The organism is Flavobacterium columnare NBRC 100251 = ATCC 23463 (assembly GCF_002530675.1).
GTDB lineage: Bacteria > Bacteroidota > Bacteroidia > Flavobacteriales > Flavobacteriaceae > Flavobacterium > Flavobacterium columnare.
On the sequence record NZ_PCMX01000029.1, the window covers coordinates 63,151 to 77,105 of the forward strand.

Consider the following 13,955-nt stretch of genomic DNA (forward strand, 5'->3'; position numbering starts at 1 on the left):
ATCGGGCTTTCTTTTTGTACAACTCTATTTTTATAGCTTTTTTGACACTTTGTCTATGGCATGAATAGTAAAATCTAAATCTTCATAGGTCAAGGCATCAGTAATAAACCAGGTTTCATAAGCCGATGGTGCAATATAAACGCCTTCTTGTACTAATCCATGGAAAAAATCTTTAAAATATTGATTATCTCCTTTTTTAGATGTTTCAAAGTCAATCACTTCTGTTTGATCAAAATGAACTGAAATCATAGATCCTACGCGATTAATTGTGTATAGAATATTATTTTTAGTTAATACTTCATGAATTCCTTTTTCTAAATAAGCTGTTTTTTGATCTAAGCGATTAAAAATTTCTGAATCTTCATTTAAAGCTTGCAACATAGCTAATCCAGCAGCCATTGCTAAGGGGTTTCCGGATAAAGTTCCTGCTTGATAAACAGGTCCTAGTGGGGCTAAATAATTCATAATTTCATTTCGTGCGGCAAAAGCTCCTACTGGTAGTCCTCCTCCTATTACTTTACCAAAGCAAACGATATCTGCTTTGATATTAAATAATTCTTGTGCTCCTCCTTTTGCTAAACGGAATCCTGTCATTACTTCATCAAAAATCAATAATGTGCCATGAACATCACAAACCTCTCTTAATGCTTGTAAAAAACCTTCTTTAGGGGGTACACATCCCATATTTCCTGCAACAGGTTCTATGATAATGGCTGCTATTTGCTCTTTATTAGCTTCTAACAAAGCTTTTACATTATCAATATCATTATAATTGGCTAATAAGGTATCTTTAGCTGTTCCTTCTGTTACTCCTGGGCTATTGGGCGAACCAAAAGTAATAGCGCCACTACCTGCTTGGATTAAAAACGAATCAGAATGTCCGTGATAACATCCTGCAAATTTAATTATTTTATCACGATTCGTGAACCCACGTGCTAAACGAATAGCACTCATACAGGCTTCTGTTCCTGAATTAACAAATCGAATCTTATCAATATTAGGCACCATAGAAACCGCTAATTTTGCTATTTGTGTTTCTAACTCAGTAGGCATTCCAAAGGAGGTTCCTTTTTGTGCTTTTTCTATTACAGCTTTTACTACAGGTTCATAGGCATGACCTAAAATCATAGGCCCCCAAGAGTTGATATAATCGATTAATCGATTACCATCTTCGTCATATAAATAAGCTCCTTTGGCTTCTTTTACAAAAATAGGGGTTCCCCCTACATACTTAAAAGCGCGTACAGGTGAGTTAACACCTCCTGGAATAACTTCTGCCGCTTCCTGAAATAACTGACTGCTTCTTTGATAAATCATTTTTTTCTTAATGTTTGCATCTAGCCCCGATGAAGGTAGCATCTAACCATTGTGAAATCGTATTGTTACTCCACAAAGTTCTTTAACTCACAATAACAGATGCGCTGTACAGCGGGAAACTACGTTAAAAAAATAGCCCTAAAGTGGGCTCCTAAAAAATTATTAATATTTGTCCGATAGCTATTGCATTATCTATCAAATTGTTTTTTTGACGAATTTGTTCTACCGTAGTATTATACTTTTTTGAAATAGCATACAACGTTTCTCCTTGTGCTACGGTATGAGTTGTACCTGTAGTAGGTATTTCTGACATTGTATTTGATTTTATTAAAACTTTTACTGTGTCTTTTACTTGAGGGGATACCTCTTTAGACAAAGAGGTTTGTGCGATCGTTTTCGTTTCTTTTACTGTCCCTTCTGTTTTTTCTGAGGGAATAAAAACAAAACCTAAAACCTTAGAATCATATTCATGAAGCTTGTAACGTTCAATAATAGAGATTAGTTTTTCAGGGTATTTAGGATCAGTTGCATATCCAGATTTTTTTAGTCCATACGCCCACCCTTTGTAATCGTAAGGATCAAGCTTAAATAATGGAGCATACCAAGAACGAGAGGTTAAAAACAAGGAATGATCACGATAAGAGTGAGAAGGGTTTTGATATTTTCTAAAACATTCCTGAGCGGCATCGTCGTCATAACGCACATATTCACCCGTCCATTCCTTATGACATTTGATTCCAAAATGATTATTGGCAGTACGACAAAGCGTACCAGTACCCGCACCTGATTCTAAAATTCCTTGAGCTAAAATAATACTAGCGGGTACCTTATGCTCTTTCATATTATTCATAGCTACCTCTTTGAATTGCATAACATACCCATTGACTATCTCGGGGGTAACTTTTACTTTTGAGGTTGCTACTAATTCTTCTGATCTACGAAGATTTTGATCCTTTGTAATTTCTTTTTCAGATTGAGTTCCTTTTTTTTGATTAGTAGGATGTACTATTTTTTTAGTCGTTTGAATCGTTGGCTTAGAAGCTCCGCAACTCACTAAGAAGAGAACTAAAAAGAAATGTATTATTTTTTTCATGGAGTAATTTTATTTTATATTTTCTTGTTATATAACTTAAACGAACTCTTTTATATTTTGTTTTTCATTTTTAAAAATTTCATTCTTTTTTAAAATATTCGTATTTTTTCTATTTCTATCAAAAGGTTTAAAACTCTATCGGCTTTTCTTATACATACTTCAAAAATAAAACTCAAAATTATTGATTTTTTAAACTATCTTCATAATGAATTAGTGTTTTATTTTTTTTAGCCAACAATTGATTCATTCCCTCTATCCCTTGTAACCCTCCAGTATGGATAGTTAAAATTTTTGTTCTTGGTTCAAAATACCCTTTATGGATCATATCAATTACACCAAACAACATCTTACCTGTATAGATAGGATCTAGCGGTATGGTCGTTTGGGTATAAAAATCATTTAGAAAACAAATTAATTCTTCTGTTACTTTAGCATAGCCTCCAAAATGATAATCGTTTATAATATCCCATTGATTATCATTTAATATCCATGATTGCACTTCGCTTCTTAAAAAATCTCCTTTCAATGCTGGAAAGCCTAAAATTCTCTGATGGGATAAAGCACTATTGATTAGCCCCGAAACGGTTCCTCCTGTTCCTACTGCTGTACATATATAATTATACATCGCATCCGATGTATTAAGAATTTCACCGCATCCTTTAATGGCCAACTCATTGGTTCCTCCTTCTGGTAACCAATAACAAATACCATATTTAGACTGTATCCTTTTTTTGAATTCATCATTTTCTTTATCCCTGTATTGCTCACGAGTTATAAATTCAAATTTCATACCCCATTTTTGTGCAAATCGTAAGGTTGGATTATGATTTACTTCTTTCCAGAGTTCTTCGCCCCTGATTACACCTACACAATTTATTCCTTTTTCTTTACAAGCATAAGCAGTTGCAGCAATATGATTTGAAAAAGCGCCACCAAAGGTTACCAATGTATCATAGTGGTTATTTTGTAGATGGTCTAAATTATATTTAAGTTTCCGGTATTTGTTTCCAGAAATAAAAGGATGAATCTGATCTTCCCGCTTCATAAAAAGCGTTATTCCATCAGGTAACGAGATATTTATTTTTTGTATTAGGCTATTCACTAGACAAAGGTATATTTTTTTACAAATTACGTTTTTAGAATATTCACTTTATTAAATAAATGAGAAATTTCACACAAAAATAAAGATAGTTCAAAAAAAAACCTCTAATAATCAAATAATTAAACAATTCCCAGTGTTTACCTTGTTTTTTGATAAAAAAAATTAAACAAAAAAGTGTTATTGTTTGTAGAAAAAAATCGACAAAGCCCTTTTTCACCTAAAATAAATTGCATATCATTATGACAAATTCTATTTTTACCCTTGTAAGGACTTATAATATAAGTAAATATCTCCAAAAAAACAAGAATTTATGAAAGAATTTTATCCAATAAAGAAAAGATTATCTTTTCTACTACTCTTTTTGATTCTATTTATAGATGAAAACAAAGGACAGGTATCGTCATACACTTTTTCAGAAAATAACGGAGCGTATAATTCTATCTCAGGTACTGTAGCAATAAATTCTGGATGGGATGAAAACGTAGTTCCTAACATTCCTATAGGTTTTTCTTTTAATTTCAATAATGCTAATTACACAACTTGTGCCATTAGCAGTAATGGCTTCATTACATTTGGCGCAACACCCCCTTCTGGCTCTTTATACAACCCTATTTCATCAGGAAGTGGTTATAGTGGTGCTATTAGCGCACTTGGAGCTGATATGGCTGATTCAGGAACAAAGGCAATCACTTATTCTACAACAGGATCCGCTCCTAATAGAGTTTTTACGATTCAATGGGATGATGCTAAAAGATATAATAGAAATGGAAATTTTGACTTTCAAATAAAACTATATGAAACCACTAACGTTGTTTCAATTGTGTATGGAATTTGTTCTCCAACTGGCACCACTACAAGTGAAAACATAAATGTAGAAGTAGGTCTAAGAGGTGCAACTAATACGGATTTTAATAATAGAAACAAAACCAATCATTCTAGTTGGGCTTCAACAACTACTAGAGGAACTACAAACACCAATACGTGTACAACTAATGCCTCAAGTGCTCCATCTAATGGTTTAACCTTTACATGGACTCCCATTCAAACTCAACCTTGTTCAACACCTACAACTCAACCCACAGCTCTAGTTCTGACGTCTGACAACTCCACAATCACAGGAAATTTTACAGCAGCAAACCCTTTTCCTAATAGTTATCTAGTGGTACGTTCGAATACTAATATAAAACCCAATCCAACTAATGGAACTGTTTATACTATAGGCTCTACAGCATTAGGCCCTAATTATGTGGTAGTGGATACAGATGGCAATACATCTTTTAACGATAGTGGATTAATAACTAATACCTCTTATTACTATTACATTTTTTCTTACAACAACACCAATTGCTCTGGAGGACCTAGATACAATATTACAAATCCTTTATCAGGAAATACCAGTACAAGTTTTGCATACTGTATTCCTTCTTCTAATAATAATTCTAGATATATAAATAGTTTAGAATCTATAGGTACTGTAACAACTTATGCTAACAATAATACAGGTTACTCTCCTAATGGCTACGGAAATTACAGACATATTAACTTGTTTACACAGGTACAAGGAGGCGGTGTAAACCTATTAGCAACCTTGCCAGATAAGCCCTTTCGTCAGACTATAAGGATATGGATTGATTGGAACAACAAAAATGGCGTTTTTGAAAGTAACGAATTGGTGTACACCACTGGTAGTATATACACGGAGCTAAAAAACACATTAGGTTTTACAATCCCTACCACAGTACCAGCTGGAACATATACCCTCCGAATTAGAACTTTTTCGTCTAATACTTTGGATCCTTGTGGAAATCACGACTATGGAGAAACAGAAGATTACACGATAACAATCTTACCTTATTGTGTTGCTAAAATTAGTGCTGCTACATCAGGAAGTAGTTGTGGCCCAGGAACTGTTACTTTACAGGCATACGGAACCACTAATATAACAGAATTTAGATGGTATGACTCTGTAACAAATACACTGGAAGGAACTAGTCCAAGTACCATTGTTTCTGGACAAGCTACTACTACTTGGATCACTCCTTTATTAAACACAAGTAAAACATACAACGTTAAAGGGTATAATGGAACGTGTCAAAGTTTCTATAACACTTTTGTCAATGCTGAGATAAAATCAACAACTGACATTAATTTAAATGCCTCAGCAACTGATATTTGTGGAGAAAATTCACAAGTAAAAATTACAGCATCTGTTGGAGAAACTAAATTTAATTTACTAACTGAAACGTTTTCTGAATCTGACATTTCAGACACCAATTTTCTCGTAACACAAACACTTAGTAATTTCTTTTCTAATGCTACTTGGAAACTATATGTAAGTCCAACGGTTCCCATAAATACAACCGTTTTCAAACCTGCTATCAGTTCAGGAAACGCAGATAATACATTTGCACTCACAACCTCTGACTATTATAATCTTACAATGACCAGTAGAATGACAACTAAAAGCCCTGTTTCAACGGTTGGTTGTACTAGTGCAACCTTAACTTTTAGACATTATTACTCTGATTTTGATAATACAGATACAGCCACTGTTTACTATTCAACACTTGCCTCTCCTGATCCTGCAAATAGTTCTCATTGGATCCAGTTAGTGCAATATAATTCAGATCAAGGATTAGCACATTCTTTTGTATCTGCTAATTATTCATTACCTATTGGCGTTCAAAAACTATCTATAAAATTTGAATACAAAGGCACTTGGGCTGAAGGTTGGGCAATTGATGATGTTTACATAAACGCAACAAAACCTTTTATCCCTAATTATTCATGGAATAACTCATCAGGTATATTATATGTTGATACAAACAATGATAATGTAGGCGATGCTCTTTACACTAATCAAAACACAGGAACTGTTTATTTTGCTCCTAAGGGTTCTTCTATAGAATTGCCTTCTTGGTCAACATCTGTAGAATCATTAACACCTAATGGCTGTTTATCTACTATTCCTATTACAATTACCAATAGTACTCGTACATGGAAAGGAACTATAAACGATCGTTGGGATACAGCCGGAAACTGGGCACCTGCTATTATTCCTGATAGCAATACGTGCGTAATCATACCGAGTACCGCCAAAATTAGAGGTACTGAATATACAGGCTACGGAAAAAACTTAACTATAAAATCAAACGGAAATTTAGAATTACAAGCTAACAACAATTTGATTATTACAGACTGGATGGATATAAAAAGTGGGGGGATTTTTAATCTTCGTAACAATGCTAATTTTGTTCAAAAAAATGATAATCCTTCTCCTCCTAATTCTATTTCAGGGACTTTTACTATGGACAGAACGGCTACTGGCTTAAAATTATTTGATTACATATACTGGTCTTCTCCTGTAAACAATTTTCCTATTACCAGTGTCTCTCCAGACACACCAACTAGTAAAATTTTTCATTGGGTAACAGACCACCCGAATCCTAACGGTTTTGGTTTTGGTAATTGGTTTAACACAACCGAAAACATGCTACCTGGTAAAGGGTATATTGTTAGAGTTGCAAACAACAACCCAACATTTTCTACTACCTTTACAGGAACACCAAGAAATGGCATCATTACAATGCCTATTAAAAGAGGCCCATATATAGGAGCAGACTATAGAGGTACGACTGGACGCTTTATAACTAATTTAGATGACAACCTAAATTTAATTGGCAACCCATACCCTTCTGCTATAGATGCTATCAAATTTTTAACCGAAAACGAAGCCCTATTAGAAGGAGGAATCCAAATTTGGACACATAGAGGAACAATATCTAAAAATAACGCTGCTCCTTATTACCAAAATTTTTCTAATAACTATTCATATAGTGATTATTTGACCTATACTAAACTAGGATCCAGTCAAGGAAGTAGTACAGGAGCAGACACAGCATTTAACGGAAAAATAGCTGCGGGACAAGGATTTCTTATCAAAATGAGAGATGGTAGTCCACTAACAAACAATATCGTTTTTAAAAACAGTATGCGTATTGACAATTCAAATAACGCTTATAATAACAGTCAATTTTATAGAACAACAGACAACAAAAACGAAAGCCAACCCAATCGAATTTGGATCGATTTAGTGGATGCTAACTCTACTAGTAGTACTTTTTTAATTGGTTATGCAGAAGGTGCCACAGCAGAAAAAGATTTTCTTTTTGATGCTAAAACCGACTATGAAGACCCTCTGAAGGCTTTTTCGCTGCTAGATGACGATGCGTACATCATTCAAGGAAAAGGAATGTTTGATATAAACGACAAATTTAATATTGGCTATCAAGTACCTACAAGTGGCTCCTATAAGTTTGCTATATCAGAAGTAGACGGTCTATTCAAATCTACTAATCAAAAAATATATCTAGAAGATTTGTTAACAAATACAGTTCATGATTTAACCATTAGCCCTTATTCATTCATTAGCGAAAAAGGAGTATTCAAAGGACGTTTTATCATTAAATACACCAATGAAACATTATCCAACAACAATGAAGAGTATAATAACAGTGTCGTTGTTTATGGAACTAATGAATTACAAATCAAATCAGAATTATACAACATAAAAAACGTTGAAGTTTATGATCTTTTAGGTAAAACTTTGTTTCAAGCAAAAGATATCAACCAAAAAGAATCTTTACTTAATTTAAAAAATACTCAAAATATGATACTCGTAAAAATAATACTTGAAAACGGAGTATTAATAACCAAAAAAGTAATTTACTAAATATATCTCAAGAATGCCCAAAAAGACCTCTTCCTTAAATAGTCGAGGTCTTTCTCTTTTCTATAAGCCTCTCTTTCAAATGATATATTATAATACGCTTGTTGCTTGTCTCTAAATTGCACTAACCGAAACAAATATTCTAATCCGTACCAAATAAAAAACAACAAAACCAACATTTCTTTTTGCTGACAAAGATGAATTCTTTCATGATTTATAAAACATACATCTTTCCCATCTTCTTCTTTCCTCATAAAAACAAATGGAAAAAAAGTAATCCCACGAAATCTTCTAGGTGTTAAATATTTAGATACTATAAAAAACATATATACAAATTTGATAAATTTGCGCACATGAACAATGATTTAAATCCAAATAATTTAAAAGAAGGAGAAGATTTTTATTACACTCCACAAGGATATAAATGTTTTACGGAAAAATACCATTTAAAACGAGGCTATTGTTGTAAAAGCGGATGCCGTCACTGTCCTTACGGATTTGATAAAAAAACTGGAATTATTAAGAAAACCAATTAATATCCACAATTATTCTAAAACTTAAAAACACACAATATATACTGCTTATCACGCATTAGCATAAATCTTAAAGCTAAACCAAATGACATTTCAAGAACAAATAGTAGAAGGAATTCCTGCCGTTTTACCACAAGCAAAAACGTACGAATCACAAATTAATCACGCTCCAAAGCGCAAAGAAATATTAACTGAGGAAGAGAAAAAATTAGCTTTAAAAAATGCTCTTCGCTATTTTCAGCCCCATCAGCATACTGACCTAATTCCTGAATTTAAAGAAGAATTAGAAAAATACGGACGTATTTATATGTATCGTCTACGCCCTGATTATGAAATGAAAGCTAGACCTATTACTGATTATCCAGGCAAAAGCCTACAGGCAAAAGCCATCATGCTTATGATTCAAAATAATTTAGACTATGCTGTAGCACAACACCCGCATGAATTAATCACTTACGGTGGTAATGGCGGTGTTTTTAGTAACTGGGCTCAGTATAGACTAACCATGAAATATTTAGCTGAAATGACGGACGAGCAAACACTTGTTATGTATTCAGGACATCCTATGGGGTTATTCCCTTCTCATAAAGACGCTCCAAGAGTAGTCGTTACAAACGGCATGATGATTCCTAATTATTCCAAATCCGATGATTGGGAGCGTTTTAATGCTTTAGGAGTCACTCAGTACGGTCAGATGACAGCAGGAAGCTATATGTATATTGGGCCCCAAGGAATTGTACACGGAACAACGATTACCGTTTTGAATGGATTTAGAAAAATCAATAAAAACCCAAATGGAGGTTTATTTGTTACGTCTGGATTGGGAGGAATGAGTGGTGCTCAACCAAAAGCAGGAACAATTGCAGGATGTGTAACTGTTTGTGCTGAAGTAAATCCTAAAATAACTAAAATACGTCACGAACAAGGGTGGATTCATGAAATATATGAAGACATCAATAACTTAATTAATCGTGTTAAAAAAGCATTGGAAGCTAAAGAAGTCGTTTCATTGGCTTACTTAGGGAACGTGGTAGATGTATGGGAACGTTTTGATGAAGAAAACCTACATATTGATCTAGGTTCAGATCAAACATCCCTACACAATCCTTGGGCAGGTGGTTATTATCCAGTAGGCATCTCATTTGAAGAAGCTAACGAAATGATGGCTAACAACCCTGAACAGTTTAAAATAGAAGTTCAAAAAACATTACGTCGTCACGCAGAAGCTATAAACAAACACACCGCAAAAGGAACCTACTTCTTTGATTATGGAAATGCGTTCCTTCTAGAAGCCTCACGCGCAGGTGCTGATGTTATGGCTGAAAACCCAACTTTGGGCAGAGAGTTTAAATACCCTTCCTATGTTCAAGATATTATGGGACCTATGTGTTTTGATTACGGGTTTGGTCCTTTCCGTTGGGTTTGTACATCTGGAAAACCCGAAGACTTACAAAAAACAGACAACATAGCTTGCCAAGTTCTGGAAGAAATGATGCAAAATTCACCAGAAGAAATCCAACAACAAATGGCGGATAATATCCAATGGATTAAAGGCGCACAACAAAACAAATTAGTTGTAGGATCACAAGCACGTATTTTATATGCTGATGCTGAAGGACGCACTAAAATTGCACAAGCATTCAACAATGCCATTCGCAAAGGAGAAATCGGCCCTGTCGTTTTAGGGCGTGATCATCATGATGTTTCTGGTACCGATTCCCCATATCGTGAAACATCTAATATTTACGATGGTTCTCGATTTACAGCCGATATGGCAATTCATAACGTCATAGGCGACAGCTTCCGTGGCGCCACTTGGGTTTCTATACACAACGGAGGGGGCGTAGGCTGGGGAGAAGTAATTAATGGTGGTTTTGGTATGTTATTAGACGGTTCAAACGATAGTGAAAGAAGACTAAAATCTATGCTCTTCTGGGATGTTAATAATGGTATTTCAAGAAGAAGTTGGGCAAGAAATGAAGGGGCTATTTTTGCTATCAAAAGAGCAATGGAACAAGAACCTTTATTAAAAGTAACCTTACCTAACTTAGTTGACGAAACCCTCTTATAAAATTAAATATTTGCTTTGGTATGTTTTTTGTTGTAATTTTATAACAGTCTCTTAAAATTTTCAATACGATGAAAACGATAAAATTGCTAATGCTAATCGGTTTTTTCATGCTTACAGCATGCAGTTCTGTGTATGTAAATACGGACTATGATAAAAGAGCTCACTTTGATCAGTACAAAACTTTTGCCTATCTCAAAAGCGGAATTGACAAAGCTGAGATATCAGATTTAGATAAAAAAAGAATACTCTATGCTTTAGATGAAGTTTTAATTTCCAAAGGTTTTACAAAATCTGAAAATGCAGATATACTCATCAGCTTTTTCACAAAAGAAAAAGAACGTGTAGACTACTACAATAATTGGGGATGGAATATGGGATGGAATAATCCTTGGTGGGGGGCTGGTTTTAACTATTCAATGCCTATTACCTCTATAGAAGGCACACTAATTATTGATATTATAGACGCTAAAACCCAAGAATTAATCTGGCAAGGAAAAGGCTCTGGATATTTAACAGACGATGTAAATAAAAAGGATGTTCGCATTAAAGAATTTGTTTCCAAAATACTTGAGAAATATCCCCCTCAAATAAAAAACTAAGTCAGGGTGTAAAAAACAGTAGGTTAACGTCTAGTTTATCCCTTCGACAACGGGAGAAGCCACATTATCAAGACTATGTGATTTCTCCCTTTGGTTGAAATAACAAGATACAACCTTTTAGCCCTCTCATTATTAAGACTAACTTTATCCTTTTTTAACCCCAGATTATGCGTTAGACTTTTTCGATGAAAATAAAACAGACACAGATTTCCTTTACCCATCTGTAATAAATTTCTAATACACAATCTGGGTTGAAATATCAATAAAATATTTTTACTCCAGTTGCATTGCTAAAAATGAAAGACATCCAAAACCGATCCGACATAGAATTATTAGTGAATACTTTCTACGAAAAAGTAAAAATTGACGTTCTAATAGGTCCTATTTTTAACGGCGTTATAAAAGATTGGACTCCTCATTTAAACAAAATGTATAACTTTTGGGAAACCCTGTTACTAGAAGTACATTCCTATTCAGGTGCTCCTTTTCCTCCTCATGCTAAAATGCCCTTAGAAAAAATACATTTTGACCGTTGGATAGAACTATTCAAAAACACTATAGATCAATTATTTACAGGCGAAAAAGCAAACGAAGCAAAATGGAGAGCTGGTAAAATGTCTGAATTATTTCAATATAAAATTGAATATTTTAAAAAAGCCAATCATCAACCGCTATTATAGCACTATCATTATTTTAAATTTTAAATTCGTTATAAAAAGGCTTATTTTTGCTCAAACAAGTAATTAAGATATGGAAATCCATTTTGAAAGCAATCCCTTAATCGACCGATTACCTCAACATTTAAAGCAATTTATCATCCCACAAAATTACGAGGACTACACTCCTATTAATCAAGCGGTTTGGCGTTATGTAATGCGTAAAAATGTAGATTATCTTTCAAAAGTTGCACATGATTCTTATCTAAAGGGGCTTCAACAAACAGGTATAGATACAAATAACATTCCTAATATGTACGGAATGAATCGTATTCTAAAAGAAATTGGATGGGCTGCAGTAGCTGTAGACGGTTTCATACCTCCTAGTGCCTTTATGGAATTTCAAGCATATAATGTATTAGTAATTGCTTGCGATATTCGCCAATTAGAACATATAGAATACACCCCAGCCCCTGATATTATTCACGAAGGAGCAGGTCATGCCCCTATCATTGCAAATCCAGAATATGCGGAATATTTAAGACGCTTTGGAGAAATTGGTTGTAAAGCCATCTCTTCTGCAAGAGATTACGAACTATACGAAGCCATTCGTTTGCTTTCTATTCTTAAAGAAGCCGAAAACACGCCTGAAGAAGAAATAAAAAAAGCAGAAGAACAAGTTTACTTCCTTCAAAACAATATGGGAGAACCTTCTGAAATGGCTCAAATAAGAAACTTACATTGGTGGACTGTTGAATATGGCTTAATAGGAACTATCGAAACCCCTAAAATATACGGAGCAGGATTACTTTCCTCAATAGGAGAAAGCGAATGGTGCATGACTGATAATGTAAAAAAAATCCCTTATAACCTAAGTGCTGCCAATCAGAGTTTTGACATTACAAAACCTCAACCACAGTTGTATGTAACCCCTGATTTTGCCCATTTAAGTTTAGTTTTAGAAGAGTTTGCAAACAAAATGGCATTACGAACAGGAGGCTTATCAAGCATACAAAAACTGATAAACTCAAAAGCTTTAGGAACTATTGAATTAAGCACTGGTTTGCAAATTTCGGGTGTATTTACCAACGTAATAGAAAATGAAAACAAACCTGTTTACATTCAATCAACAGGAAAAACAGCCTTATCTTATCGCGAAAAGGAATTAGTAGGTCACGGAACCCAATACCACGCTGAAGGTTTTGGCTCACCTATAGGAAAACTAAAAGGAATTAACCTTGCTATTGAAGACATGAGTCCTCGCGACTTATGTGCTTATGATATTTATGAAGGAAAACAAATTACACTAGAGTTTGAAGGAGATATTAAAGTTACAGGTGAAATCATTACAGGCACACGCAATATACAAGGAAAAATATTAATTATTAAATTCAAAAACTGTACTGTTACATACGGGCAGCAAGTATTATTCCAGCCTGAATGGGGAATTTATGATATGGCTGTAGGAAAAGAAATTATTTCTGCATTTTCTGGACCAGCAGATGCAAATAGTTTTGATATGATTAGCCATGTACCTTCAACTAAAACTATCAAACAACAAAAATCAGCTGAACGAGAGGAATTAGAACAATTATATTTAAATGTTCGAAATATTCGAGAAGAGAAAAAAGCTAACATAACGCTAAACCAAATTTTTGATATATTAACAAATAACCACCCAAACGATTGGTTACTAGCTATAGAAATTATAGAAATAGCACATAAGGAAAACAATGATGATTTAGCAAACAAAATACTGAATTATCTAGAAAATGTTAAAATTAAAAGACCAGAAACAAAAAAACTTATACAAAACGGTTTGGACTTGATTTTTAAAAAAGTTTTCACATAATGT

The 13,955-nt window shown here is 34.0% G+C and carries 10 protein-coding genes; 6 read left to right on the forward strand and 4 right to left on the reverse strand.

Translation table 11 applies throughout. The features are described 5' to 3' along the window. Nucleotides 1–30 precede the first annotated feature (30 nt). The 3 genes from hemL to B0A78_RS05205 all read right to left on the reverse strand — a co-directional run bounded on the left by hemL (nt 31) and on the right by B0A78_RS05205 (nt 3,512). On the reverse strand, nt 31–1,317 hold the full coding sequence (hemL, locus tag B0A78_RS05195) for a glutamate-1-semialdehyde 2,1-aminomutase (protein ID WP_014166198.1): 1,287 nt from the start codon (nt 1,315–1,317) through the stop codon (nt 31–33). Nucleotides 1,318–1,468: 151 nt separating this feature from the next. Next, nucleotides 1,469–2,410 (reverse strand): glucosaminidase domain-containing protein, encoded by a 942-nt coding sequence (locus B0A78_RS05200; protein ID WP_065213106.1) that lies wholly within the window; start codon nt 2,408–2,410, stop codon nt 1,469–1,471. A gap of 178 nt (nt 2,411–2,588) precedes the next feature. Beyond that, on the reverse strand, nt 2,589–3,512 hold the full coding sequence (locus tag B0A78_RS05205) for a 1-aminocyclopropane-1-carboxylate deaminase/D-cysteine desulfhydrase (RefSeq protein ID WP_014166200.1): 924 nt from the start codon (nt 3,510–3,512) through the stop codon (nt 2,589–2,591). Nucleotides 3,513–3,822: 310 nt separating this feature from the next. Between B0A78_RS05205 and B0A78_RS05210 the strand changes: the two genes are divergently transcribed. Further along, nucleotides 3,823–8,244 (forward strand): GEVED domain-containing protein, encoded by a 4,422-nt coding sequence (locus B0A78_RS05210; RefSeq protein ID WP_123907267.1) that lies wholly within the window; start codon nt 3,823–3,825, stop codon nt 8,242–8,244. Here the strand turns inward: B0A78_RS05210 and B0A78_RS05215 are convergent. Further along, nucleotides 8,241–8,567, reverse strand: a complete 327-nt coding sequence (locus B0A78_RS05215; RefSeq protein WP_014166202.1) for a hypothetical protein — start codon at nt 8,565–8,567, stop codon at nt 8,241–8,243. The two genes, B0A78_RS05210 and B0A78_RS05215, sit on opposite strands and share 4 nt — an antisense overlap. A gap of 27 nt (nt 8,568–8,594) precedes the next feature. Between B0A78_RS05215 and B0A78_RS05220 the strand changes: the two genes are divergently transcribed. The 5 genes from B0A78_RS05220 (at nt 8,595) to B0A78_RS05240 (ending at nt 13,952) form a co-directional block, all read left to right on the forward strand. Beyond that, the gene (locus B0A78_RS05220) at nt 8,595–8,777 is read left to right on the forward strand and encodes a DUF5522 domain-containing protein (RefSeq protein ID WP_060382943.1); all 183 of its coding nucleotides are present in this window, start codon (nt 8,595–8,597) and stop codon (nt 8,775–8,777) included. Between the two features lie 82 nt (nt 8,778–8,859). Then, nucleotides 8,860–10,845: a urocanate hydratase gene (locus tag B0A78_RS05225; protein ID WP_065213104.1), complete on the forward strand. Its 1,986-nt coding sequence runs from the start codon at nt 8,860–8,862 to the stop codon at nt 10,843–10,845. A gap of 68 nt (nt 10,846–10,913) precedes the next feature. Further along, nucleotides 10,914–11,444 carry a DUF4136 domain-containing protein gene (locus B0A78_RS05230; protein ID WP_065213103.1) on the forward strand — a complete coding sequence of 177 codons (531 nt, stop codon included), beginning with the start codon at nt 10,914–10,916 and terminating at the stop codon, nt 11,442–11,444. A 296-nt stretch (nt 11,445–11,740) separates the two neighbouring features. Further along, nucleotides 11,741–12,124, forward strand: coding sequence for a group III truncated hemoglobin (locus B0A78_RS05235; RefSeq protein WP_065213102.1), 384 nt, complete (start codon nt 11,741–11,743; stop codon nt 12,122–12,124). Nucleotides 12,125–12,194: 70 nt separating this feature from the next. Then, the gene (locus tag B0A78_RS05240; protein ID WP_014166206.1) at nt 12,195–13,952 is read left to right on the forward strand and encodes an aromatic amino acid hydroxylase; all 1,758 of its coding nucleotides are present in this window, start codon (nt 12,195–12,197) and stop codon (nt 13,950–13,952) included. Nucleotides 13,953–13,955 lie beyond the last annotated feature (3 nt).

Excerpts from the sequence above, each read along its gene's own strand:
- hemL (WP_014166198.1), bottom strand. The coding sequence starts at position 1,317 with ATGATTTATCAAAGAAGCAGTCAGTTATTTCAGGAAGCGGCAGAAGTT.
- B0A78_RS05200 (WP_065213106.1), bottom strand. The coding sequence starts at position 2,410 with ATGAAAAAAATAATACATTTCTTTTTAGTTCTCTTCTTAGTGAGTTGC.
- B0A78_RS05210 (WP_123907267.1), top strand. The coding sequence starts at position 3,823 with ATGAAAGAATTTTATCCAATAAAGAAAAGATTATCTTTTCTACTACTC.
- B0A78_RS05215 (WP_014166202.1), bottom strand. The coding sequence starts at position 8,567 with ATGTTTTTTATAGTATCTAAATATTTAACACCTAGAAGATTTCGTGGG.
- B0A78_RS05220 (WP_060382943.1), top strand. The coding sequence starts at position 8,595 with ATGAACAATGATTTAAATCCAAATAATTTAAAAGAAGGAGAAGATTTT.
- B0A78_RS05225 (WP_065213104.1), top strand. The coding sequence starts at position 8,860 with ATGACATTTCAAGAACAAATAGTAGAAGGAATTCCTGCCGTTTTACCA.
- B0A78_RS05230 (WP_065213103.1), top strand. The coding sequence starts at position 10,914 with ATGAAAACGATAAAATTGCTAATGCTAATCGGTTTTTTCATGCTTACA.
- B0A78_RS05235 (WP_065213102.1), top strand. The coding sequence starts at position 11,741 with ATGAAAGACATCCAAAACCGATCCGACATAGAATTATTAGTGAATACT.
- B0A78_RS05240 (WP_014166206.1), top strand. The coding sequence starts at position 12,195 with ATGGAAATCCATTTTGAAAGCAATCCCTTAATCGACCGATTACCTCAA.